General features: G+C 40.3%; 21 protein-coding genes and 1 pseudogene. 14 read left to right on the forward strand and 8 right to left on the reverse strand.

The genetic code is table 11. The features are described 5' to 3' along the window. The first annotated feature begins 75 nt into the window (after nucleotides 1-75). From gndA to murB, 9 genes and pseudogenes are all read left to right on the forward strand, one after another. Nucleotides 76-1,331, forward strand: a pseudogene (gene gndA / locus BW961_RS03805) (NADP-dependent phosphogluconate dehydrogenase). Nucleotides 1,332-1,342: 11 nt separating this feature from the next. Beyond that, nucleotides 1,343-2,611 (forward strand): hypothetical protein, encoded by a 1,269-nt coding sequence (locus tag BW961_RS03810; RefSeq protein ID WP_068581867.1) that lies wholly within the window; start codon nucleotides 1,343-1,345, stop codon nucleotides 2,609-2,611. Nucleotides 2,612-3,427: 816 nt separating this feature from the next. Then, on the forward strand, nucleotides 3,428-3,805 hold the full coding sequence (locus tag BW961_RS03820; protein ID WP_068580890.1) for a helix-turn-helix domain-containing protein: 378 nt from the start codon (nucleotides 3,428-3,430) through the stop codon (nucleotides 3,803-3,805). A gap of 252 nt (nucleotides 3,806-4,057) precedes the next feature. Further along, nucleotides 4,058-4,264, forward strand: a complete 207-nt coding sequence (locus tag BW961_RS03825; protein ID WP_068580892.1) for a helix-turn-helix transcriptional regulator — start codon at nucleotides 4,058-4,060, stop codon at nucleotides 4,262-4,264. A 1-nt stretch (nucleotide 4,265) separates the two neighbouring features. Beyond that, entirely contained in the window at nucleotides 4,266-4,706 is a 441-nt protein-coding gene (locus BW961_RS03830) for a hypothetical protein (RefSeq protein ID WP_068580895.1), read from the forward strand. A gap of 165 nt (nucleotides 4,707-4,871) precedes the next feature. Further along, a complete protein-coding gene (locus tag BW961_RS03835; RefSeq protein WP_068580898.1) occupies nucleotides 4,872-6,683 on the forward strand; it encodes a methyl-accepting chemotaxis protein in 1,812 nt (603 codons plus the stop codon). Nucleotides 6,684-6,953: 270 nt separating this feature from the next. Further along, nucleotides 6,954-8,786 (forward strand): assimilatory sulfite reductase (NADPH) flavoprotein subunit, encoded by a 1,833-nt coding sequence (locus BW961_RS03840; protein ID WP_068580900.1) that lies wholly within the window; start codon nucleotides 6,954-6,956, stop codon nucleotides 8,784-8,786. 37 nt (nucleotides 8,787-8,823) lie between these two features. Then, nucleotides 8,824-10,548 (forward strand): assimilatory sulfite reductase (NADPH) hemoprotein subunit, encoded by a 1,725-nt coding sequence (gene cysI, locus BW961_RS03845; RefSeq protein ID WP_068580904.1) that lies wholly within the window; start codon nucleotides 8,824-8,826, stop codon nucleotides 10,546-10,548. 282 nt (nucleotides 10,549-10,830) lie between these two features. Further along, nucleotides 10,831-11,742, forward strand: coding sequence for a UDP-N-acetylmuramate dehydrogenase (gene murB / locus BW961_RS03850; protein WP_068580905.1), 912 nt, complete (start codon nucleotides 10,831-10,833; stop codon nucleotides 11,740-11,742). Between the two features lie 133 nt (nucleotides 11,743-11,875). Here the strand turns inward: murB and ymzB are convergent, their stop codons facing one another. Then, nucleotides 11,876-12,214 carry a protein YmzB gene (gene ymzB, locus BW961_RS03855; RefSeq protein ID WP_139331530.1) on the reverse strand — a complete coding sequence of 113 codons (339 nt, stop codon included), beginning with the start codon at nucleotides 12,212-12,214 and terminating at the stop codon, nucleotides 11,876-11,878. A 214-nt stretch (nucleotides 12,215-12,428) separates the two neighbouring features. Between ymzB and BW961_RS03865 the strand changes: the two genes are divergently transcribed. Beyond that, entirely contained in the window at nucleotides 12,429-12,917 is a 489-nt protein-coding gene (locus BW961_RS03865; RefSeq protein WP_068580915.1) for an 8-oxo-dGTP diphosphatase, read from the forward strand. Between the two features lie 82 nt (nucleotides 12,918-12,999). Here the strand turns inward: BW961_RS03865 and BW961_RS03870 are convergent, their stop codons facing one another. Continuing rightward, nucleotides 13,000-13,698, reverse strand: a complete 699-nt coding sequence (locus BW961_RS03870; protein WP_082867349.1) for a DsbA family oxidoreductase — start codon at nucleotides 13,696-13,698, stop codon at nucleotides 13,000-13,002. Between the two features lie 157 nt (nucleotides 13,699-13,855). Between BW961_RS03870 and BW961_RS03875 the strand changes: the two genes are divergently transcribed. Further along, the gene (locus tag BW961_RS03875; RefSeq protein ID WP_068580917.1) at nucleotides 13,856-15,193 is read left to right on the forward strand and encodes a voltage-gated chloride channel family protein; all 1,338 of its coding nucleotides are present in this window, start codon (nucleotides 13,856-13,858) and stop codon (nucleotides 15,191-15,193) included. A gap of 3 nt (nucleotides 15,194-15,196) precedes the next feature. Here the strand turns inward: BW961_RS03875 and BW961_RS03880 are convergent, their stop codons facing one another. Genes BW961_RS03880 through BW961_RS03890 form a run of 3 tightly spaced genes read right to left on the reverse strand, consistent with a single transcriptional unit; the run spans nucleotide 15,197 to nucleotide 18,920 of the window. Beyond that, complete coding sequence (locus BW961_RS03880) at nucleotides 15,197-16,348, reverse strand: Ger(x)C family spore germination protein (protein ID WP_068580919.1); 1,152 nt, start codon at nucleotides 16,346-16,348, stop codon at nucleotides 15,197-15,199. After that, nucleotides 16,345-17,829 (reverse strand): spore germination protein, encoded by a 1,485-nt coding sequence (locus BW961_RS03885; RefSeq protein ID WP_244555862.1) that lies wholly within the window; start codon nucleotides 17,827-17,829, stop codon nucleotides 16,345-16,347. The genes BW961_RS03880 and BW961_RS03885 overlap by 4 nt, the downstream gene beginning before the upstream one ends. Next, the gene (locus BW961_RS03890; protein ID WP_068580923.1) at nucleotides 17,826-18,920 is read right to left on the reverse strand and encodes an endospore germination permease; all 1,095 of its coding nucleotides are present in this window, start codon (nucleotides 18,918-18,920) and stop codon (nucleotides 17,826-17,828) included. The genes BW961_RS03885 and BW961_RS03890 overlap by 4 nt, the downstream gene beginning before the upstream one ends. A gap of 227 nt (nucleotides 18,921-19,147) precedes the next feature. On the opposite strand from BW961_RS03890, the gene BW961_RS03895 reads away from it, so the two are divergent. Both BW961_RS03895 and BW961_RS03900 read left to right on the forward strand, forming a co-directional pair. Next, complete coding sequence (locus tag BW961_RS03895; RefSeq protein ID WP_068580927.1) at nucleotides 19,148-19,918, forward strand: exodeoxyribonuclease III; 771 nt, start codon at nucleotides 19,148-19,150, stop codon at nucleotides 19,916-19,918. A 36-nt stretch (nucleotides 19,919-19,954) separates the two neighbouring features. Further along, entirely contained in the window at nucleotides 19,955-21,193 is a 1,239-nt protein-coding gene (locus BW961_RS03900) for an aminopeptidase (protein ID WP_068580932.1), read from the forward strand. 86 nt (nucleotides 21,194-21,279) lie between these two features. On the opposite strand, the gene BW961_RS03905 is transcribed toward BW961_RS03900, so the two are convergent. Then, nucleotides 21,280-21,963, reverse strand: coding sequence for an S-layer homology domain-containing protein (locus tag BW961_RS03905; RefSeq protein ID WP_068580936.1), 684 nt, complete (start codon nucleotides 21,961-21,963; stop codon nucleotides 21,280-21,282). Between the two features lie 192 nt (nucleotides 21,964-22,155). Here BW961_RS03905 and BW961_RS03910 point away from each other — a divergent pair, with 192 nt between their 5' ends. After that, nucleotides 22,156-22,488 (forward strand): antibiotic biosynthesis monooxygenase, encoded by a 333-nt coding sequence (locus BW961_RS03910; protein WP_068580939.1) that lies wholly within the window; start codon nucleotides 22,156-22,158, stop codon nucleotides 22,486-22,488. Nucleotides 22,489-22,582: 94 nt separating this feature from the next. Here the strand turns inward: BW961_RS03910 and BW961_RS03915 are convergent, their stop codons facing one another. Beyond that, nucleotides 22,583-23,047 carry a DUF2062 domain-containing protein gene (locus BW961_RS03915; protein WP_068580942.1) on the reverse strand — a complete coding sequence of 155 codons (465 nt, stop codon included), beginning with the start codon at nucleotides 23,045-23,047 and terminating at the stop codon, nucleotides 22,583-22,585. 103 nt (nucleotides 23,048-23,150) lie between these two features. Beyond that, complete coding sequence (locus BW961_RS03920; protein WP_068580945.1) at nucleotides 23,151-24,005, reverse strand: YihY/virulence factor BrkB family protein; 855 nt, start codon at nucleotides 24,003-24,005, stop codon at nucleotides 23,151-23,153. Between the last annotated feature and the right edge of the window lie 72 nt (nucleotides 24,006-24,077).

Below are 24,077 nucleotides of genomic sequence, written 5' to 3' on the forward strand. Positions count from 1 at the left end.
CTGATTGAATTATTTGAGGTTTTTTAACAACGTTGTTATTAATTTCTTTTATTATCATATAAGGAGAGATGCTAAATGAATAAACAACAGATTGGTGTTATTGGTCTTGCAGTCATGGGGAAGAATCTTGCATTGAATTTGGAGAGGCTGGAACGCCTACTGATGATACCATCGCACAACTTATACCCCTACTTGAAAAAGGAGATGTTTTGATTGATGGTGGTAATTCATACTTTATAGATACACAGCGGAGGGCAAGTGAGTTGGAGATACACGGCATTCAGTTTGTAGGTGCAGGTGTCTCAGGAGGTGAGCAGGGGGCATTGGAAGGACCCGCTATCATGCCTGATGGAACCCGAGAAACATATGCATTTATTGAACCTTTTTTAACCGCTATTTCTGCCAAAGTTGAGGGAGATCCTTGCTGCACATATATCGGTCCTGATGGCGCGGGGCATTATGTCAAAATGATACACAACGGTATCGAATATGGAGACATGCAGCTGATTTGCGAGGCATACCACTTGCTAAAAGAAGTAATAGGGGCAGAGCCTGAGGAGCTTCATCAGATTTTCAAGGAATGGAACGAGGGTGAACTTAACAGCTACTTGATTGAGATTACGCAAGACATATTTACCAAGATCGATCGAGACACTGGAAAAAGAGTGGTTGATATCATCAAGGATTCTGCAGGACAGAAAGGTACCGGCAAATGGGCCTCACAAAATGCACTGGATCTGAGTGTTCCGTTGCCTGTCATTACGGAGTCTGTCTTCATGCGTTATTTATCATCTCTGGGGGAAGAACGTAAGCTTGCTTCCACGTTGTTTGATAAGCCGCCTATTAAACAAATCAGCGGAAATCGTAAGGATTTCATTGAGTTAATTCGTAAGGCGCTGTATGCAAGTAAAATCTGCTCCTACGCCCAAGGATTTGCTCAAATGAAGATGGCTTCCGACACTTACGGATGGGGGTTAAATTACGGCAACATCTCGATGATATTCCGAGGAGGTTGCATTATCCGTGCTCAATTTCTTCAAAATATAAAAAATGCGTTCGATTCCGATGCGAGCCTATCTAATCTTCTCTTAGATGATTATTTCAAAAATATTGTGAATGAATATCAGCAAGCGTGGCGTGAAGTCGTTGCAGTTGCAGCACTAAATGGAATTTCTGCACCAGCATTCGCTTCGGCTCTATCTTATTTTGATGCGTACCGTACAGAGCATCTCCCAGCGAATCTTCTTCAGGCTCAGCGCGATTATTTCGGGGCCCATACTTTTGAGCGTGTTGATAAAGAAGGGAGCTTTCACTATCAATGGAACTATTAAAGGAAGGGGAAATGAACGTGAATACTCAAACAGAGGTAAATAAGGTTAATCTACGACAAACTGTGGAACGTTTGGCAATGAGCATGCCCGTCACCGATATGCATACGCATTTATATGCGCCCGAATTTGGGGAATTGCTTTTGTGGGGCATTGATGAACTGTTGACTTATCATTATTTGATTTCAGAGTCGATCAGGTGGTCTGAAGAAGAATACAGTCATTTCTGGTCTATGACCAAACGTGAGCAAGCGGACTGGATATGGCAAACCCTCTTCCTTGACCATTCTCCGGTAAGTGAGGCGACCAGTGGGTTCATTACGATCCTCACACGTCTTGGGTTTGACGTAAGTTCACGTAACCTAGATGACTACCGTCAAGTACTCGCGAAACGTTCGGTTAATGAACAAGTAGATATCGTGATGCAAATCGCGGGGATTGATAAAATCGTCATGACAAATGACCCGTTCGATTCCATCGAGCGTTCAGTATGGTTGTCAGGAAACGGGAAAAAGGATCCTCGGTTTTATGCGGCTCTTCGTGTGGATACACTGTTAAACGATTGGCCAGTTGCTGTGAAAGAGCTTCAAAACCTTGGTTATGATGTTCAAATGGAGTGGTCTAAACAGACAATAGAGGAAACGCGTAGATTTCTGACGGAATGGATCATTCGCATGGATGCCCTCTATCTTGCTGTGTCAATGCCGGGTGATTTTGAATATCCAGCGGAAGACCACAGAAGTAAAATGATTGACGAGGTTATGATTCCAGTATGTCAGGGGCAAAACATCCCATTTGCACTTATGATTGGCGTTCGGAGAAAAGTGAACCCATTGCTCGGATTGGCAGGCGATATGAGTATGAGATCTGATGTATCGGCAGTTGAAGCGTTATGTCGCCGTTATCCAGAGCAGAAATTCCTAATCACTATGCTGGCGAGAGAGAATCAGCATGAATTGACAGTGCTTGCACGTAAGTTCCGTAATTTGATGATTTTCGGATGTTGGTGGTTTCTGCACATCGAGTCTATTGTCGAGGAGATGACACGATTCCGGGTAGAGCTTCTAGGTACTTCAATGATTCCGCAGCATTCTGACTGTCGTGTCTTTGAACAACTGATCTATAAATGGGAGCATTCGAGGAAAATTATCGCTAAGGTGCTGGCAGACAAATACGAGAAGCTTCATTATAGTGGATGGAATGTTACAGAAGAAGAAATAAAAAGAGATTTGGATGATCTGTTGAATCAGAACTTCTGGCATTTTCTGGGCAAAGGGCAATAACAACAGATAAGATGCGAATTTGATACAGTACTGAGACCATTCTTATGAACGGCCTGTTACATATTCTAAATATGTGGAAACGTCTTAGTAATCATTACAATCTCTGCATTCATAAAAGAAGCGAATAGTCAGGAAATAGTGAGGTTGATCCGCAGGGAGATACGGATCGACCTCACACTTTATTCCATAGTTATGAATTGGATTCCTTTTACAGCGGTATTAATATAAATGAAGTATCTAGAAGATCACACGATGACGGAGGGGGTTATAATAAATGTAGTGATGTCTTTGTACAATTGGAAGCATAGGGAAATGAGGAACACCGAGAGATCAATAAAAGAAGAGGATGGAGAAAACCAGTGGTGTTGGGAAGGTATAGCTGAGAATTCAATCTCTTAGGTTTAATGTGCGTACAAGATAGTAATAAATAAGATCAACCCTATACACGATAATGAAATAAGTAGAATCATTGATTTGCTATCGTTCTTCTGAGTTGGAATAGAAGGTATGATGTCTTCCGTTCTTGCTGCATTCTTTCGAAGATGGGCTTTGAAAGATTCATATAATAGAATTCCGCAACGATCACAGAATTGGGCTCTATCGTTGTTATCAAAGTTACATTTAAGACAGATCATTGTTCTTTCTCCTTTCATGGTTGAACCAATAGACTCCATGATGATGTGTCAAAACAATAAATATTGATCCAATAAAGTAATTATATACCATATGAAACTATCAGTAAACAAAATGGAACTAACAGTATATTAATTTTACATTAATCTTTCACTACTGTTTAGGGTGGAGGGTGATACCAAGATGGATTATATTCAATTAGGATCGCGATTACGCAAAGAACGACTAAAACATAATTTCACTCAAGAAAGATTAGCAGAGAAGATCGATGTATCTCATGCATATATAGGGCAGATTGAACGAGGAGAGCGAAGCCTTACGCTCGAAACTCTGATCAAATTAGCTAATCAATTAGAGGTAACCGCAGACGAATTACTTCACGAATCTCTTAAAATGAATGAAGGCCACTTCATACATAAGATCATACATTTGGTTCAAGAGCGTCCGATAGATGAGCAACAAATGGCACTGAATATGCTCGAGGTGATGTTTGCTCATCTTGATCAGATGAATTCGATAAGTAAAGATACAATAAAGGACCCGATGGCTGTAAATTCTTAATTAAAGGAAATCATAGTCATTGGGCAAAGCAGGCTGAACATTGAGTCTCAGGCCGTTTTTAAGAAGGTTATCCAAGGATAACGCCTTAAAACGGCCTTTTAAATATGATTTAAAGTTTATTGATTGTTGTGTATATTGAAGAATTCGAAATAAAATTAAATGATAATATAAATGCAAAGTAGGCTTTACAATAATTGCAAAGCAAGCTATACTGAATTTGCAAAGTAAACTATGCAAATCGGAGGGTATCTTGTGAAAACCAGAATTCAAGAACTTCGTAAGCTACATCGGATTTCACAGGAGGAGCTTGGATTAGCCGTAGGGGTGACCCGGCAAACCATTACTTCCTTGGAAGGTGAGAAGTACACAGCATCGTTAGTCCTCGCCTATAAGATTGCACAATATTTTCAGCTCAGTATTGAGGAAGTATTTGATTTCAGCCAATTGGAGGAGATGTGAAATGGAGAAGTTCAAAGCAACAATACAATTAAGAATTAAATTATTAGCCATTGTAATGGGAATAACGGTGCTAAGTAATGGGATATTACAAATAATGAGACATCGATTACCTGTCATTCCCGATTTTATTTTCGGATTTCAAACGGGCGTTTTTATAGGTATGTTGGTGTTTTTATTGTATATTATTTCGAAATATGCATCGTGTTTAAAAAATGCTGATGCACTGAAAAAGTTATACATTAAAGAACATGATGAGCGGGAGCAGCTAATCGGATATAAAACCTCTGTATTTACTATGGTCGTCATGCTTATAATACTGACACTTTCTACAGTCATAGCAGGATTTTTTAATATCATTGTCTTTATTACATTATTAAGTGTTGTGGCACTGCTGTTAATTGTGATGCTGACTACGCTAACGTATTACAGAAGAGTCCTTTGAAAATGATTAGTATAATTCTATCGTTCAAACGCTAAGTGTTCGCTTAACACGATTTACACTGCGTTTACACAATTCTGCATTCCCTTTAATACATATCTCCTACAATCAAGATGCTAGTATAAAAGTCCTAGTGTAAATCAATAGGACAATTGGAGGATGATACTTTTGAAGGGAAGCAACTTACACCTGTCGATGAAATGGAAGTTGATTCTTAGCTTCTCTGCGGTTGCTCTTATTTTTCTGGGAGTGGCATTTTACCAAAATATTAAAATTAATCAGGTTGAGATTTCAATGGAAACGCAAAAAAAAGAGATGGAAAAAAGGATTACTGTTGCTGAGATCACGCAGCTACTTCAAGAATTAAATGGCGTGGAAACATCACTCTCTCAATCTAGTGACCTTGAATATGTTAAGTCGTTCATAGAAACACAAAAGCAGCTTTATACGGAAATCAATAAAGTGAGTTTTAACATGGATTCAGAAGCGTTCAATGATTTACAACGCTTGAAAATTCAAGCTGATAAATATAAGGAAAACGTTGCTGATTTAACCACTACGTTAGAAAATGAAGAAATGGATCCTTTGACGGTCCTTGAGAAAATCGACAGCCTACATACAGACGCACTTGTTATTAATAATGCTATGCTTAAGACGAATGGGAAATTGTATGCGGCAGCAGCGGAGAATGCCATCAAGGCGGAAGAGCGTTCCTTTAATTTATTAAATGATACTTCTTCCATTGCTGCGTATGCAGCGGTGTTCGTATTTCTGTTGACGAGCGCTATAGCGGTTGTGCTTATTCGTTCCTTCTTAGTACCCGTAAATAGGCTGCAATCCGCTTTACTCAAGATTTCAGAAGGAGATTTGCGATATCAAATCAATTCTCCATATAACGATGAGTTAGGTCGTCTGAGTCATCATTTCGATCATATGGTCATGAGAGTTAGGGATATGCTGCAACAAACACAGTCCGTAGCATCCTCACTGGCAACTTATTCACATTCCTTCCAACAATCTTCAGCTATTACAGCACATACGAATCAAGATATTGTGCAGACCATTCAGGAAATTTCGGTAGGGGCTGGGCAACAAGCGGAGCAATCAGAGCATAGTGCGAGCTTGATTCAGGAGTTGGAACGTGGAGTAAATGAAATTTCGGAATATACCGATGTCATGGTAGTAACAAGTGAAACAGCTAATCACAATACTCGCAAAGGGTTTGCAGCTGTCACAGACCTACAGAAAGTATCTGAGCATTCCCGTGATTCAATCGTTAAGGTGTATGATTCTCTAATCGAGCTTATGGAGCAATCGAAGCAAATATCGAGAATTACGCATACGATTTCGGAGATTTCGACCCAGACCAATTTACTTTCGTTGAATGCGGCGATTGAGGCAGCACAGGCCGGAGCTTATGGTAAAGGATTTGCCGTTATTGCCGATGAAGTGAGGAAATTGTCGGTGCAAACCAAAGAGTCATCCGTTCATATCGGGAAAATAGTAAATGATTTGCAAGCTGGAATGGTAGACTTCCAGAAATCGATGCTTGAAACGAAAGGGAGCCTAGAGCAACAGGATCATCAAGTAGCGCAGACTCTTTCATCTTTTAAAGCCATTGATCATACAATTGAAGAAATCAGTCGGCAGATAGGGCAGATACACGATAAGGTGGATTTGACTCGGACTAACAATGCCAGACTGTCTGAATCTGTTCACTGTGTAGCTTCTATTGCTGAAGAGACTGCAGCAGGTGTTCAGGAAGTGAACGCTTCGAGTATTCAGCAGGATAGTGCGATTAGTAATATTGCTGAGCAAGCGATTCAAATTAATGAAATTTCGCAAAAACTGTTCCGTGAAATCAATGTATTTAAGATTAATGTTAAGGGAGATAAGGGTGATGGTAGCGAAAATAACCCTGTCATCTTATCTGAAGATGAAAGTTCTCGCATATTAACACAAATTCCCGTCATTATATAAGGAAAACTTATGATTTCATTGCAATACTATTATTGGACTTCATGATTGACCTGTAACTATAATGAAATATAAGTTAGTACAATAAATATTAAATGCTATTATTATCATATAATGGCATTTATTTTTTTGTCATTATACGTTCAATGTGTTAGCGATATATGTCTTTTCATTGACCGTGTTATCACATTATGGTAGGTTAAAGTGATATATTAATACTATGTGTATACTCTGATTTATAATTGATTATATTCCTAAGTGAGGTGGATAACGTTGCAATTTCAGGTCATGAATAGCCCATTTAGTCAGGAGCAAGTAGAACTTCTTAATCGCCTTGTGCCAACACTAACACAGACTCAGCAGATTTGGCTAAGCGGATATTTTACAGCTACACAAAATTCGAATACTACGTTACATACGACTACAGAAGTAACTACAGTAATATCTACCGATAGTCCAGTTGCGATTTCTCGGGAAGTGACAGTGTTATTCGGTTCTCAGACGGGAAACAGCCAAGGTTTAGCTAAGGCTCTGTCTATCAAATTAGAACAACTAGGATTTCAAGTTACACTTTCTTCAATGAGTGATTTCAAATCCAATACGTTGAAGAAAGTTCAAAACCTACTTATTGTTGCAAGTACGCATGGGGAAGGAACACCACCAGATAACGCGATACCTTTCTATGAATTCCTTCATAGTAAACGCGCACCTCAATTAGAAGACTTGCAGTTCTCCGTCTTGGCGTTAGGAGATAGTTCCTATGAGTTCTATTGTCAGACAGGTAAGGATTTCGACAAGCGTCTAGAGGAACTAGGTGGTAAGCGCCTTAGTCCACGCGTTGATTGTGATTTAGATTATGATGACTCGGCAGCGGAGTGGATTGAAAATGTATTAGCTAACCTCAATAAGACGTTAGAATCCACGGGTGTAGTTCAAGGAACTACCCTGAATGGAACTGAGATAGTTGCAGAACAATCAGCATATTCGAGAACCGTACCTTTTAAAGCAGAAGTACTTGAGAATCTAAATCTTAATGGCCGTGGATCTGATCGGGAGACTCGTCATCTAGAACTATCTCTTGAAGGGTCCAACTTCCAGTATGAACCGGGCGATTGCGTGGGGATCTACCCAGAGAATTCCCTTGCTTTAGTGGAGTCACTTATTGAGAAAATGGGCTGGAATTCTGAAGAACTCGTATCCGTCAATAAAAAGGGTGAAGCACGGAGTTTGCGCGATGCGCTTTTAAATAACTTTGAAATCACGGTGTTGACCAAGCCGCTACTAGAACAGACAGCGAAGTTATCATCGAACAAGGCATTGGAAGAGCTTGTAGCACCAGGAAATGAAGTAGAACTGCGGAATTACCTAGACGGACGCGATTTGTTAGATTTAGTGCAGGATTTCTCTCCATGGAAGGGAACTGTTCAGGAGTTCGTATCGATCCTTCGGAAGATGCCTCCTCGTCTTTATTCTATCGCTAGTAGTTCCAAAGCTAGACCAGATGAAGTGCATCTCACAATTCGGACGGTTCAATATGAATCACATGGACGGGAACGTTACGGTGTCTGCTCTACACAGTGCGCGGAGCGATTAGAACCGGGTGAGCAATTATCGATGTATATACATCATAATCCTAATTTCAAATTACCTACGAATTCGGTTACACCTATTATCATGATTGGACCAGGTACTGGCGTTGCGCCATTCCGGGCTTTTCTCGAGGAAAGAGAGGAGTCAAGTGCTGAAGGGAAAGCATGGTTATTCTATGGAGATCAGCATTTACTTACAGATTTCCTTTATCAACTTGATTTCCAACGATGGGTTAAAGATGGCGTACTAACTCGCATGGATGTTGCGTTCTCACGAGATACGGATAAGAAAGTATATGTTCAGCATCGTATGCTTGAAAAGAGTCGTGAACTCTATCAATGGTTGGAAGATGGGGCATCGGTATATATTTGTGGAGATGAGAAACACATGGCCCATGATGTTCATAACACCTTGATCACGATCCTTGAACAAGAGGGTGGCAAGAGCACGGAAGAAGCCGTAGCTTATCTGAATGACATGCAACAACAGAAGCGCTACCAACGTGACGTATATTAAGATCTTTGAGAACGAAAGTGAAAGGAGCTAACCAACAATGACTCACAACAAATCAGTAGTGGTGCAAGATGGTCCGCCGAGTGACGTAGAGGACATTAAGACACGGAGCCGTTACCTACGTGGGGAACTTGAAGAAGCACTTAAAGACGGGATCACAGGGTCGATGTCTGAAGATGAGAATCGGTTGATGAAATTTCACGGCAGCTATATGCAAGATGATCGGGATTTGCGTAATGAGCGCCATCGTCAGAAGCTGGAGCCGGCGTATCAATTCATGGTCCGGATACGTGCACCTGGAGGTGTCCTTACATCTGAACAATGGTTGGCGATGGATCGACTTGCTCGGGAGTATACTACAGGATCTATACGCATCACCACGCGCCAAGCGATTCAGTTCCACGGGATTCTGAAGTGGAACTTGAAGAAAAGTATTCGCACGATTAACGATGCACTCTTGACGACACTAGCGGCTTGTGGTGACGTGAATCGTAACATTATGTGTAATCCGAATCCATATCAATCGGAGGTTCATGCAGAAGTATTTGAATGGTCGACAAGAATTAGTGATCACTTGTCTCCGAAGACTAATGCCTATCATGAGATCTGGCTTGATGGTGAGAAGATCGTGGATAGTAATGCTGATGAAGCAGAGCAAGAGCCAATTTACGGTAAGGTCTATTTACCGCGTAAGTTCAAAATCGGTGTGACTGTTCCTCCTACCAACGATGTGGATGTATTTTCCCAAGATCTTGGCCTAATTGCTATTTATGAAGAAGGAAAACTCAAGGGATTTAACGTTGCTGTCGGTGGAGGTATGGGGATGACCTATGGTGATACTCAAACGTACCCACAATTGGCAAGGGTGATTGGGTTCTGTACACCTGAACAGGTCATCGATGTTGCGGAGAAGACAGTTATGATCCAACGGGATTACGGGAATCGTTCTGTTCGTAAATATGCACGATTTAAATACACGATCGACAGATATGGAATGGAATGGTTCATTAATGAACTACACACTAGACTAGGTTGGAATCTCGAAGAAGCTCGTCCTTATGAGTTCAGTCATAATGGGGATCGTTATGGATGGATCAAAGGAAGTAACGGGAAATGGCATCTTACGCTTTATATCCCAAGTGGTCGGATCGAAGATCAAGAAGGATATCCATTGATGACAGGATTACGTGAAATAGCCAAGATTAATACCGGCGATTTCCGTCTTAGCCCGAATCAGAACCTTGTAATTGGGAACGTGACGACTGCGAAGAAACGTAAGATTGAAGAGTTAATCAAGGAGTATGGTCTTACAGATGGTAAACATCATTCCGCATTACGCAGAAATGCCCTCTCTTGTGTAGCCTTCCCAACTTGTGGCATGGCTATGGCTGAAGCGGAGCGTTATCTTCCAACCCTATTAGACAAGATCGAGTTAATCTTAAGCAAAGTTGGATTAAGCGAAGAGGCGATCAACATTCGAATGACGGGATGTCCTAACGGATGCGCTCGTCCAGCACTTGGAGAAATTGCATTCATGGGCAAGGCTCCAGGTAAGTATAATATGTACCTGGGTGCTGGATTTGCAGGTGAGCGCTTGAACAAGATTTATCGTGAGAATATCGGAGAAGAAGAAATTCTGAATATATTAGAACCGATGCTCCATCAATTTGCACAAGAACGTGAAGTAGGCGAGCATTTCGGTGATTTCGTCATCCGAGCTGGGTATGTCAAAGCCGTTCAATCCGGACTAGATTTCCATAACTAGTATTAAATCAAGTAAGGCTGTACTAGAAGGTCGGATTAGTAGACCCTTCTAGTACAGCCTCTTTTGTTTACCATAATAAGGATTAATAATTAAACCGAACGTATATGAGATCACAACTTTGACATACACTTTAGTTGAGGGATTGTAAGAATTGGTTCATGTTCTGCATAACTGTCACATTTCTATGATAGCTTATACAGTTAAACGTCATTTCTCATGTTATGTTAATATAAGATATACCACAGATAAATGAATTGATTAACGTGGAAGAGGAGTGCAGAAATGGACATCAGTCAGGTTTTTAATAATTTGCAGAAGCTTGTACCGAATGCGATCATTCAGTGTCATGAAACTTTAAAAGGCTACGTATATACTCAAATGGGAGGTAACGCGGATATTCGTGTTGTACCCTCTACCTATGATGAAGTTCAAAGTATAATCAAATATGCAGTCGATCATAATGTAAGGATTACAACACTTGGGAATGGATCAAATGTAGTTATTCGAGATGGTGGTATCCGAGGGATCGTACTTCAAATGACCAGTCTTCAGGACATCACACTTTCTGAACATACGTTGACTGCCCAAAGTGGGGCATCTATTATACATGTGTCACAAGTTGCGTTGCAGCATAAGTTGACTGGACTGGAATTCGCATGTGGTATACCAGGTACGGTGGGTGGAGCACTGTATATGAATGCTGGGGCATATGGTGGTGAAGTTGCAGATGTGTTACAAGATGCTCTTGTCGTGGATTCCACTGGACAACTGTTGACCTTACATAAAGAGGATATGAAGTGGGGTTATAGACATAGTGTATTTGCTGGTGGAGAATATACGATACTTCAAGCAAGATTCACACTCGAGCCTGGTGATCATTCGTCTATAAAAGAGAAGATGGATGAGCTAACACATTTACGTGAGTCGAAACAACCATTAGAGTATCCATCATGTGGAAGTGTCTTTAAGCGTCCACCAAATCGGTTTGCGGGTCAATTGATTCAAGAGAGTGGCTTACAAGGTGTACGCATCGGCGGCGCAGAAGTATCCACGAAACATGCGGGGTTTATCGTAAATGTAGATCACGCTACTGCAAGTGACTATATTGCTTTAGTTGCTCATGTTAAAGAGACAGTTAGAGAGAAATTTGGGGTCGATTTGGAAACAGAAGTTAAATTTATCGGTGAAGAATAACAAAGAAATGTCATGGATATTTAATCCGAATTCATTCAGTTGGTACATTATACGTACAAATAAGCTATCGTAACTTCGATAGCTTATTTGTCGATCAATGAGTGACGTGCTTCCTTACGATACTGGGATTAATCTATTCAGAAGAAATAGTGTACTTAGCTCTTGCGGAATGTAATTCTATTTCTTCGCTGACCAAGTTGATTATCTTCAAATCAGTTGTAGTAATATCATACGTGTCTTGCGGTAGTGAGACTAGTTCACCATTACTGTTCAATGTACTTCCCTTTCCTTGTAATATTATGGAACTATCCAAGTAAGGATCACTACCTTCTCCGGTCTGTCGAAATTCGAATTGAGACAGTTGGATGTGAATTTGATCGATGTCATCATCTTCTTCCTTTTTAACGATGATGGGTTGGTCTAGGTGTGTGTTCAACCATTGGGTAACTTGCGTAATCTCTTGTTCCATCATTTCATTCCCTTTGTAAGTTTATTGTATTTGCTCAGTATCTCCATAAATTCGCCTGTAATTCCTCTTTTTATAATAGAGTGTTCATCATGACATTTATTTGTAGGTGTATCCTCAAAGGGATTTATGAATGATACAATGAAACTGTCTTTGTATTTAAATGAGAAGAATTTCAGAAGTTTATTATGATATTTATAAAAATATTGGAGTTGAGCACATGTCATCGGAAGTCAATCATAAGTTATTTACGATGTGTATGATCGAGCAAGGAGATAAGGTATTACTCATGAATAGACCCGATAGGATGGGATTTCCCGGGTATATTGCTCCAGGAGGAAAGGTAGACTTCCCTGAGAGTATTGTGGACGGAGCCATTCGAGAGGTTAGAGAAGAGACAGGTCTGATCGTGAAGGATATTATATTTAAAGGGTTAGATGAGTTCTGTGATCCGGAAACAGGGTTAAGATACATGGTGTTTAACTATCTCGTTACATCCTTTGAAGGGGAATTACTTGAATTTCCACCGGAGGGTGAATTGTTGTGGGTTGAGAAGTCGAAGGCATTGAATCTCCCTATGCAAGATTGGTTTAAGATACGGTTCCCATACTTTTTTCAACAAGGAACATTCGAGCGAAGTGTAATATGGAATAAGAAGAGTGACACGACACTAGGTGAGACTCTTATGCATTATAGAGAACGCTTATAATTGAAAAAAAAACGAGCGTCCCTAACCATTATCAGGTTATTTATGGGACACTCATTTCTGAATTGATCTAATCAGTTTTTCGTTAAATTAGGCAATTGCCATCATCGCAACTATTTCCTGTACCACCTATAACGGTAATCGGGTGTGCTTCATTCCATGCTTGACGAAGTGCATCAAGGAACACTTCAGTTGATTGTGCACCAGAGATCGCATATTTGTCATTTACAAGTACAAAAGGAACTCCGCTTACATTCAAAGAATGCGCACGACCTTCATCTGATCGGACATCGTCAGTATATTTGTCACTTGCTAACATTTCGCGAGTTGCATTCTCGTCAAGGCCAGCCTTTACAGCAACTTGAATGAGCGCTTCGATGTCACTAACAGGCACGCCTTCTGTAAAATACGCACGGTATAGATATTCGTTAAGTTCCTCCACAAGCCCCTGATCGGAAGCAAAATGAATGAGTCGATGAGCATCAAGTGTATTTCCGGGTTTCGCGAGATCGAATCGATACTCAAGTCCGTCTTGTGCTGCTAAATTAGTGATTTGTGCCATCATCTGTTTCACTTCATCAGTCGATCTACCCATCTTCTTAGAAAGAGCGGCAACAAGATCGCCACCTTGACGTGGTGATGAAGGATCAAGTTCGAAACTACGCCAGATCACCTCAACTTCTGTACCATGTTCGAATTGAGATAATGCTTTCTCAAATCTTCTTTTTCCTATATAACACCACGGACATACAATATCAGACCAGAATTCTACTTTCATTGTCATGACAATTCCCCCTTATTTGTTCCTATCTATCATCATAATGATTACAGATAGAAAAATCAACTTATCTATCTGGCATATTTCATTGACAAGCCTTTCTATATGAACTAAAATTTCGGGAATACAGCTTAATGGGCGTGAGAGGGTAGGTCTTACGAGAATGAATAGGATACGGAAGATAGTTCAAAACGGCTCAGGTCAATTTATTCATATGTTGCTGATGCGTTCTTTTCTCAAATGGATTTTCTACGGAAGCGTTGTTGGGTTATTATCAGGTACAGCATCGGCTTTATTTCTGGAAAGTCTTGAATATGTTACCGATATTCGATTAGCAAACCCGTGGGTGTTGTTCTTATTACCTTTAGGAGGCGCCTTCGTAAGTTACCTATATTATAAATATGGCATGAATAGTACCAAAGGCAACAATCTGATTATTGAGCAAATCCAAGAGCGGGAATATGAATCAGTCCCTTTACGTATGGCACCGCTTGTCCTAATTGGAACATTAGTAACACATTTACTTGGTGGATCAGCAGGGCGGGAAGGAACAGCGGTTCAGATGGGTGGGGGCCTAGCAGAAAGCTTTGGTAAATGGATAAAGGTAGGACCAATAGATCGGCAAATCCTATTGATGTGCGGCATTAGTGGTGGATTTGGTTCTATATTCGGAACGCCTATCGCAGGAGCTGTCTTCGCCATTGAAGTGATCGCTTTAGGAATGATACGATCTCATGCGTTAATTCCTTGTTTTGTCGCGAGTTTCGTAGGAAATATCGTGGCGATGGATGTATGGGGAGTTACTCACATTCATTATGATATGGGTGAAATTCCAGCATTAACGCTAATGGTAGTATTAAAAGTAATGGTTGCTGCTGTGTGTTTTGGGTTAGTAAGCATGATCTTCAGTGAGTTAACCCATTTTCTCAAAAAGAGCTTCGCTTCCATCATGCCTAATCCTATGTTAAAAAGTGCTATTGGGGGCGGCATCATTATCCTCATGGTATATCTGATTGGATCACACGATTACTTAGGGTTAGGTATACCCCTTATATCGCAGTCATTCGAGGATAACGTTCAACCATTTGCTTTCCTTGGTAAGCTTCTCTTCACATCAGTCACGTTAGGCGCAGGATTCCAAGGTGGGGAAGTGACACCCTTATTTGCGATAGGTGCCACATTAGGGAATTCACTAGCAGGAGTCCTTCAGCTGTATGCACCTTTTCTGGCTGCGTTAGGTTTCATTGCTGTTTTTTGCGGTGCAACCAACACGCCTCTAGCTTGCTTTCTGATGGGAATCGAGTTATTTGGATCAGAAGGTGCTATATATATGTTAATCGCATGTTTGGTAAGTTATTTGTTCTCTGGTCACACAGGCATCTATACGTCTCAACTGATCGGTGTGTCAAAGAGCCCATTGTTGGATATTCCTCAGGGTACAAATCTATCCTCTGTTAAAATAAAACCTAAATCAAAACCTGATTCATCCGATGGCGAGTGAATGTTATACTTTCGCTTTATATTTACCGCCGTGGATGATATGGACATAAACTTCGATTTTATGCAGTGAATCTTTTGTTAAGACGAATATATCTTCCTTACCTTGATGGATTTCGTTCCATTTTCTAGGATTGGATCGGAATAGGGAGTCCTCTAAATTCAACACGTCACTTTTTATACGCAGGCCTTTTTCAAATGTATGTTGGATTTCTGCGACGATGGCCTCAGATGTTTCCTTTTTTAAATTGTGGTCAGATAAAGGTTCGAGCAATTCATTCAAAAAAGCTTCAACGCTAACTTTAATGTTATATTGTACTTTTCCGTTCACAATGATTGGACTAACATCATTACGTGGGTTGAGTATTACCATATTTGCCTTCGGTTCGTCAGTGGGTACATTTATTGGTACTCGATCTATTCCTTTTTGTAGCCAGCGTGCACCCTTCAGATCTTCATCCGTTAGCCATCCGAGATATTTACGATACTTTAACAAATAGGCCCCGTTCATTTTGAGTAATGACTTCTCCTTCTCATCTTCTAACCATGTACCCGTATCAATTGACAGGGACGGAAGTATACAAGACCCTGTGCCTTCGCTAGAATCTGCAATTGCTTTATAGCTAAAGATGGGTTTAATAATAGAAAATTGTTTGTATACTTGGTCTGGAGTGCTTAAAATCGACTCGATGGGGGAGAAGTTAAGGATGGATTTCAGTGCGAAAATTTTAGCGATAGGTTCTTTCGTACCATATATAAGAATGTTATACCTAATTTCTCGATAACGATTGACTGCACTGTAGACATCTTGGATTTTGGTACCTTGTTTAAGTAAGTTTTCACTACAAACAATGGTTCTAACGTGGCCCCAGAATATCCTGTTTTGCGATGTGGCATAAAGCGAATTCACAGCGTCGGACACTGTCGTTCCTTCCCCTTGACCAATCCACGCAGGAACAACTTTCCCTATCTCTGCTCCTTCGTTCTTTGCAATATTGGAAAAATTGAGGATTTGTGCATAAGCTTTATACTTTCCATCTACATAATCAAAACCCAAAGCGGTGACATATGCCATATTCTCAATTTCTTTCGAATCCCAGCAACCGGATAATAACGCTAGTGATACAACAATACCTGTTAATCTTTTCCACAACTTCATGTTGGATCTTCCCCTTGATGATCAGAGTCTATCGTGTTTAAATCCTGTGGTTTGCGGGTTGTTCGAATCCAAGGAAAACGTAATACAGTCTTCGCTATATCTTTCACAATTGGAGGTGAGAGGGGGGAAAGATATGGGATTCCAAATGTTTGTAACCTAGACATGTAGATAACGAGCAGTATCACACCCAAGATAAGACCATACATTCCCAATACAGAAGACATTACAAACAATCCTAGTCTAACAAGACTAACAACGGAACTTAGGGTCTGATTTACTAATGTCACACCACATACTGCAGTCACAGCTCCAACTACGACGACAGAAGGGGATACAAGACCTGCACGAATGGATGCATCGCCTATAATTAACCCACCTATGACAGTTAAGGTCTGTCCAATCGAATTGGGCAATCTAACTCCAGCTTCACGAAAGATCTCAAGTAGAATAATGAGTAAGAACATCTCTACTGGAGATGTGAATGGAAGACCTATCCGTGCAACAGAGACCGTCGCCATCAAATAAAAGGGGATTTGGTCAGGGTGAAATGCAGTTAATGCTACCCAAAGGCCTGGTAGGATGATAGATAATAAGAAACTTAACGCACGAATGAGTCGAACAAATGAGACGTAATAAAAATTAAAGTGGAGATCCTCAGGAGATTTTAAGAGTAAAGTGAATGTTCCTGGGCCAACGAGAACCAATGGATTCCCATCAATAATAATGACGAATCTTCCATTCAATAAGCAATTCACCACGAAGTCGGGACGGCCAGTAGAATCAAGTAATGGAAATAAAGAGTATTTCGAATCGGATAGGAGCTCTTCAAGATGACCGACGCCAGAGATACCATCTACATCGATATTATCTAATCTCCGCTTAATTTCGGTCAGAATTTTAGGTGAGATAATGTCTTGGAAATAGAGTAGACCTACTTTAGTTTTGGTTCTTGTGCCCATAATATATTTCTCATAACAAAGGGATTTGCTGCGAATTCGTTTGCGAATGAGCGCGACATTAACAACAATACTCTCTACAAAACCATCCTTCGGACCTTTAATAGAAATTTCGGTGCTTGATTCTTCGGGCGTTCTCCCTGGAATTTGACTAATGTTTAGGGTGAAGAATGTATTAAGTTGAGGGAAAAAAATAACGAGAGAACCTTCAAATATGACCTGATAGAGCGTCTCCTCTGTAGCCTTGTCTTGAAGTGGATCAAGTTGTAATGAACCAAACATCATCCCTTTATGAACAACAAACTTTTCTTTCTCACGATACAACGAATGGAGCTCAGGCAGGACAATTCTGCTTATTAGACTCGAATCTATCGTACCTTCGCCATAAATGAGAACGACCGTTGATTGTATCGATTCATCGAACTGGTGATTAAAGACTTGGATATCACTCGATTTCTTGAATATGTCAGTCAGTGTTTGAGGAGTCCATTTCACTTCTGTTTCTTCGATTGAGTGATCGTTCAAGTGGAACCCTCCTTTGTCGGTTTAGTGAAGATCGATATGTACAAAAAGAATAGTGAGAGTAACAAGCTTATACATAATGTCGCAGGGACATATAGTCTGTAGGCCCATATATAGAACTCATTTTGACTAATGGGTAACAAAGACAACAAAATGTAGCTTGTCGCATTGAGGAGAAGAAATCTCGTTCTCATGATCTGATTCTTAAAGGGTAGCAATTCTGCTAGAAGAAATTGAACAAGACTAATTCGTATCGTTGCTCCGGCTAACCATTGAAACACAGATAGAAAATCGACATGCTCAATATATTGGCCTAACTTCAGTAGTCGCCATTGTTCATAGGGAGATTGGTACTGTTTGGATGCTTCCATGGGTCCGAATTCAGTAATGGCTCCAATAATCGGTCCTAATGTAATAAATATTAAGATAGCTCCTAATAAAAGGAGTTGCCATGTACGGATTTTGGATTGTAAATGGTGTTGCAGAACTACGATAATAAGCAATTCAGTAACGCCACCCCCAACATAGACTAGACCATTAAATACAGGTCCCCATCCATGTTCTAACAAAGGCGTTAGACGAGCATAATCTTTTTCTGGCATATTTGTGACACTCACAAAAATACCAAGCAAAACAACGAAAGGAAGCAGTATCCCAGAACCTATCGCAATGGCTGAAATACCAACTTTGGCACAGTAAAAGCATACAAGAACAAGGACTATTACTAAGACTAACTTTGGCGTAGATGGTAGATAGTTGGTGAAAGTCCATGTTGCTGTATGAAATACTGTCGTTCCCCCAATTAAATATAATTGTATACAAATTGGAATAATGAGGATCCAAGCAATGATTGGATTGGTTCGGGAAATAAGCCAAGGGAGCAGTTTCTGTTGCCCTGACTTCCTCATAAAGACGGCGATTAAGACAAACCAAGGAATGAAAACAACAAAGGATAATATCACTGATATCCACGAATCTCTACCAGAAGCGTCTAGAAGCATCGGGTTGATGATGACGTGTGTCATTAGTCCGTTACTTAACATCAGAATCATAATGACCTGTAAAATACTGATTTTCCCTATTGAAGTGCTCATCTGCGGCGGATCACCTCATTCTTCTTATCGTGTAATCTTCCTATACCACTAGGATTCCCTCGAAAGCCAATTTCTATGTAATCAAAGACGAAGGATAGCTATATACAGGGGGTGTTATTCCTGGTTCGATACTATGGTGTAGAGTGGGATCGTTCTCCTCTGAATGAATGGATTTGTGATACACTGGGAATAGCAGTGAATGTAAACGGCAAGGAGATTAGATGACAATGAAGTTGGTATCATGGAATGTAAATGGGTTAAGAGCATGTGTAACGAAAGGGTTTAGTAATTACTTCGAAGCATCTGGAGCAGATATCGTGTGTGTTCAGGAGACGAAATTGCAGGCAGGACAAATTATGCTTGATCTGGGTGAAGAGTTTACGCAGTATTGGAATTATGCCATAAAAAAGGGATATTCGGGCACTGCTATTTTCACTAGAATAAAGCCACTTTCTGTACGATATGGGATGGAAGAGGACGAAGAAGCTGAAGGTCGCATCATCACATTGGAATTCGATACGTTCTACCTTGTGAATGTATATACACCTAATGCAAAGCGCGATTTAGCGCGGTTAGATTATAGATTGGAATGGGAAGATCGCTTCCGTAACTATCTTCAACAACTGGATGTGCATAAGCCTGTCATCATTTGTGGAGATTTAAATGTTGCTCATCAAGAGATTGATCTGAAGAATCCGAAATCTAACCGTAACAACTCGGGGTTCACACCTGAAGAACGAGGGAAAATGACGACACTGTTGGATGCTGGGTTCATCGATACGTTCAGACATTTCTATCCTGATCGTGAAGATGCGTATAGTTGGTGGTCTTATATGGCCAAGGTAAGAGAGCGGAATATCGGATGGAGAATTGATTATTTCCTAGTCTCATCCAGATTAAATACGGTACTGGTTGATGCAGGAATTGATCACGAAGTAATCGGAAGCGATCACTGCCCGATTACGCTGACACTAGAGGACATAAACAACGGAATATGATGGTAAGTCACTATAAAGATATGGGGGAAAAAGGTTATGAAAGAGTTCGATATCATGTTGGATAAATATGCTGAATTGGTCGTGAAGGTTGGGGTGAATGTCCAACCCGGACAAGTTCTAGTCGTTCAATCGCCACTCGAAACTGTTGATCTGACACGTCTAATTGTGTCTAAGGCGTATGAGGCTGGTGCTAAATATGTACAGGTAGAATGGGAAGATGAGGGGATTACTCGTATTCGCTATGAGAAGGCTAATGATGAATCTTTCGACTATTATCCTAAGTGGCAGGCCGATATGGGGGAGCAACTAGCTGAAGGCGGTGGAGCCATTCTACATATTAAGGTTCCTAATCCGGAACTATTCAATGGGATTGATTCCTCGAAGGTATCGAGAGCTGTCAAAGCCGCTGCTGTAGCACGTGAGAAATACTCCACTTATGTACGTACCAATAAATTCAGCTGGTCGCTAATCAAGGCACCAACTCGCGCTTGGGCAAATAAAGTCTTTGCTGACCTTCCCGAAGAGGAACGAGTACAGGCGATGTGGGATGCGGTATTCTTGATGAATCGTGTTGAAGCGGGTGGCACACAAGACTCGGTAGAAGCATGGCGTGAACATATTAAACAACTTAAGGTTACCCAAGAGCGCATGAATGCCAAGCGGTATAAGAGCTTGCATTACCGTGCTCTTGGCACTGATCTACATGTTGAAATGCCTGAAGGTCATTTATGGCTTGGCGGAGGAGACGAGAATCAAGACGGCGTGTATTTTGTAGCGAATATGCCAACTGAGGAAATATATACGATGCCGCTACGCACAGGAGTGAATGGGAAGGTAACCAGTACACTTCCGTTGAATTTAAACGGGCGGTTGGTTGAAGGAATGACTTTGACTTTCAAAGAAGGTAAAGTCGTCGAGTATGATGCTGAAATAGGGCGCGAACATTTAACTTCATTATTAGATACCGATGAAGGGGCATCATATCTTGGGGAAATGGCTCTAGTACCGCATGATTCTCCCATTTCACGCTTGAACCGGATTTTTTATAATACAGGTATTGATGAGAATGCATCATGCCACTTTGCACTGGGAAGTGCATATCCGGTGAATATAGAGGGCGGAACTAAACTTAGTAAAGAAGAATTGCTGTCCAAAGGTGGCAATGTGAGCTTAACGCATGTCGATTTCATGATAGGCTCTGATAAGCTTGAGATTGACGGTGAACTTGCGGATGGAACGATCGAAGCGGTATTCCGTAACGGAAATTGGGCTTAATTTCAACAATACAAATAACCACCGATCTCTGTATGGAGCAGAGAGACGGTGGTTTCTTTGTTTCAAGAAAGCTGTGACATGGCGTGTTATTTGTTATTAAGAGGATTTATTGAATCTATACTGTTAGTTTTCAAATATTGTAATACATTAAATATCATAACAGCTGCTTCAGATCTAGTAATCTCACTTTTAGGATTGAATTTCGCACCACTTGTAAGTGTATTGATATTCCATTTAAGAGAGCGCTGGATAGCACCTTGATACATAGCTGTAATCTCATCCTCATCCGTAATGGCTACTTGGACAAGATTAATCATAGGTAGATTACCAACTTTCTCAACACCTTTAAGAAGATAATACGTAAACTGTTCTTTTGTTATCGATTTGGATGGTTCGATATCTTTGGGAAGATCAATGTTGTTATAGAAGGCATTAATGAATGCTTCAGCGAACCATGCATCATTCTTCACATGTGTGAAATTGTCGCTTGCTTGCGGTGCTTTGATGAATTTCATCGTTCTGAGATTGAGTTGAAGTCCTTTCGTGATGAACTGTATCGCCTCCGCATTTGTTACGATTGCGTCTGGACGAAATTCAGTTGCAGTAACTCCATTAATGAACCCTTGCTCATGAAGGGCGATGATTTTGTCTTTTCCAGGAATGGATTCTATATCAGTGAATGTGTTGTCAGCTGCATATATCAAACCTCCAAGTGAAAGAGAAAGGATAGAAGCGACTGTGAGTGTTGCCAATGTCTTCTGTATCTTCATAGTGTGTACCCCCTAAGTGATTGTTGTGGCATTTATTACCTCCTTTGACGAGGATGCTGTTAAGAATGTTGCAACTTGTCATCTGTTCATTTAATAATTGACTATGATAATCATTATCAATTACAATAAGGGTATCGTATTTTCACTTACTAAACAAAGGTATAGAAACTATGTACTTTAGGAGGTTTACTCGTGCTTATTCAAACAAGAACAATAGTCGTAGAAAAAGGTAACGCAGAAAAGGTTATTGAACGGTTCAGTCAGGAAAGTCCAGTAGAAGGCATGGAAGGACTCATAGATATCAGTGTACTATTGAATAAAAAAAGTAAAGAGAATGAAGAAGTTGTTGTCATCATTCGCTGGGAATCAGAAGAGGCCTGGAAGGACTGGGAGAAGAGCGATGTTCATATTCAGGGGCATCGTTCGAAGAAAGGGCAGACTCCACCCGAGTATGTCATTAGTACTACGGTTAATATGTATCTGACCCAAACCATCAAAAAAGGCAAAGCATTTAGTAATCAATAGAAGTGATGATTATTCATATTACAAAGGAGAACCCTTTCATTAGCAATCTTGCTAGTGAAAGGGTTCTCTTTATACACTATTCTTATTAATCGTATCAGGACCGACGGAGCAATTTAAGTAAAGGAAGGCGATATTTCATTAAGACAAAACGAAGCAGGAAATACCCCATGATGGAGAATACGATACTATTTACAATGGAACCCACTAAGAAGTTCATACCCATGTGACCAAAGCGATGATGGTGCATCACGCCCTCATGAGTCCCTTGAATCGTAGAGAAGTAAAACAAGCTAAGTAATGCGAAACCTATTTTATAATTCAGAAAAAACAGACCCGGCCACATCACTGTTCCTAGTGATCCTGAAATAACAGCAGCAACGACGTTTCCACGCAATAAACGAGCAAGTCCTATGGAAAGTAGTAGTCCGATTCCAAAAGTAGGGAACCAACAATGAAAAAATCCGGCAATAAAACCCATGGAAATTAAGTGATCTGACTTCTTGATGCGCAATAATCGCAAACTATCATATTTAAATTTCCTGAAGATTCTTATTTTCATGTTAATACTTCCTTTACTTGTGAAGTCTACAGTCATACATATCATAGTAGCATATTATATGGCTGCGAGTTCAAGTCTTCCGTAAACGATTACTAATTATTGTCTATTTCTTGAACTTGAGTGATGGTTTTCTATTTCTATGAGAGAGGGTGGCATTGATTTCTCCACCAATCAGAATAATGTTAGAACTGATATATAACCAGATTAGCAAGATCATGACACCACCTAGACTACCATAGGTTTTGGTGAAATTTCCAAATTGATTAACATAAATAGAGAATGTGATGGATGTTATAATCCAGCCTAAGGTTGTAAATGCCGCTCCAGGTAGTGCTTCTTTAAATGTGATTTTCTGATTCGGACCAATCAGATAAAGAAGCGTAAAGACAACAGTCATGACGAGTAAAGGAATCATATATTGAAGGAAATTCCACAATCGATGGATAGAATCAGAGAAATGAAACAACAAGGATAGTTGATTCCCAACCCAATTACCGAATACGATCATCAAGATGCTTAGTAGAACGACAATACCAATGAAAAAAGTTCCTAGAATAGAAAAGACTCTCACTTTCCATAACCTTCTGTTATCTTCAATATCATATGCCTTATTCAGACCTTTGATAATCGCATTGATACATCTAGATGTTGCCCATAATGTTGCTAACATTCCGAAAGAAAGTAACGCCTGACTTCTTCCTTCGGATACTTCTTTTATTATTTCTTCAATAATGGCTACAGCTTGTACAGGGATAATTTCTCTTAAGTCATCGACCTTATCTATCATGGAAATGTTGGCATAACCCACCAGCGTCATAATGAAAATTAGAAAAGGGAAAAAGGATAGAAGCAGATAATAGGTTAACTGCGCACTAGTGGCTTGAATATCGTCAGTTCTTATTTTTTTGAATAGTTGTTTAAAGAAATCAATTAACCAAGCCACGCGTGACTTCTCCATTGTACCCCTCACTTGGAAATATATCTTATTTTAATTGTACAACTTCTATATAATATCATTCTACACTGAAGC

This window comes from Paenibacillus macquariensis (assembly GCF_900156375.1).
Classification (GTDB): domain Bacteria; phylum Bacillota; class Bacilli; order Paenibacillales; family Paenibacillaceae; genus Paenibacillus_AQ; species Paenibacillus_AQ macquariensis.

Coding starts and splice junctions, on each gene's coding strand:
- BW961_RS03810 (WP_068581867.1), top strand. CDS start 1,343: ATGAACGTGAATACTCAAACAGAGGTAAATAAGGTTAATCTACGACAA.
- BW961_RS03820 (WP_068580890.1), top strand. CDS start 3,428: ATGGATTATATTCAATTAGGATCGCGATTACGCAAAGAACGACTAAAA.
- BW961_RS03830 (WP_068580895.1), top strand. CDS start 4,266: ATGGAGAAGTTCAAAGCAACAATACAATTAAGAATTAAATTATTAGCC.
- cysI (WP_068580904.1), top strand. CDS start 8,824: ATGACTCACAACAAATCAGTAGTGGTGCAAGATGGTCCGCCGAGTGAC.
- murB (WP_068580905.1), top strand. CDS start 10,831: ATGGACATCAGTCAGGTTTTTAATAATTTGCAGAAGCTTGTACCGAAT.
- ymzB (WP_139331530.1), bottom strand. CDS start 12,214: ATGATGGAACAAGAGATTACGCAAGTTACCCAATGGTTGAACACACAC.
- BW961_RS03865 (WP_068580915.1), top strand. CDS start 12,429: ATGTCATCGGAAGTCAATCATAAGTTATTTACGATGTGTATGATCGAG.
- BW961_RS03870 (WP_082867349.1), bottom strand. CDS start 13,698: ATGACAATGAAAGTAGAATTCTGGTCTGATATTGTATGTCCGTGGTGT.
- BW961_RS03875 (WP_068580917.1), top strand. CDS start 13,856: ATGAATAGGATACGGAAGATAGTTCAAAACGGCTCAGGTCAATTTATT.
- BW961_RS03880 (WP_068580919.1), bottom strand. CDS start 16,348: ATGAAGTTGTGGAAAAGATTAACAGGTATTGTTGTATCACTAGCGTTA.
- BW961_RS03890 (WP_068580923.1), bottom strand. CDS start 18,920: ATGAGCACTTCAATAGGGAAAATCAGTATTTTACAGGTCATTATGATT.
- BW961_RS03895 (WP_068580927.1), top strand. CDS start 19,148: ATGAAGTTGGTATCATGGAATGTAAATGGGTTAAGAGCATGTGTAACG.
- BW961_RS03900 (WP_068580932.1), top strand. CDS start 19,955: ATGAAAGAGTTCGATATCATGTTGGATAAATATGCTGAATTGGTCGTG.
- BW961_RS03905 (WP_068580936.1), bottom strand. CDS start 21,963: ATGAAGATACAGAAGACATTGGCAACACTCACAGTCGCTTCTATCCTT.
- BW961_RS03915 (WP_068580942.1), bottom strand. CDS start 23,047: ATGAAAATAAGAATCTTCAGGAAATTTAAATATGATAGTTTGCGATTA.
- BW961_RS03920 (WP_068580945.1), bottom strand. CDS start 24,005: ATGGAGAAGTCACGCGTGGCTTGGTTAATTGATTTCTTTAAACAACTA.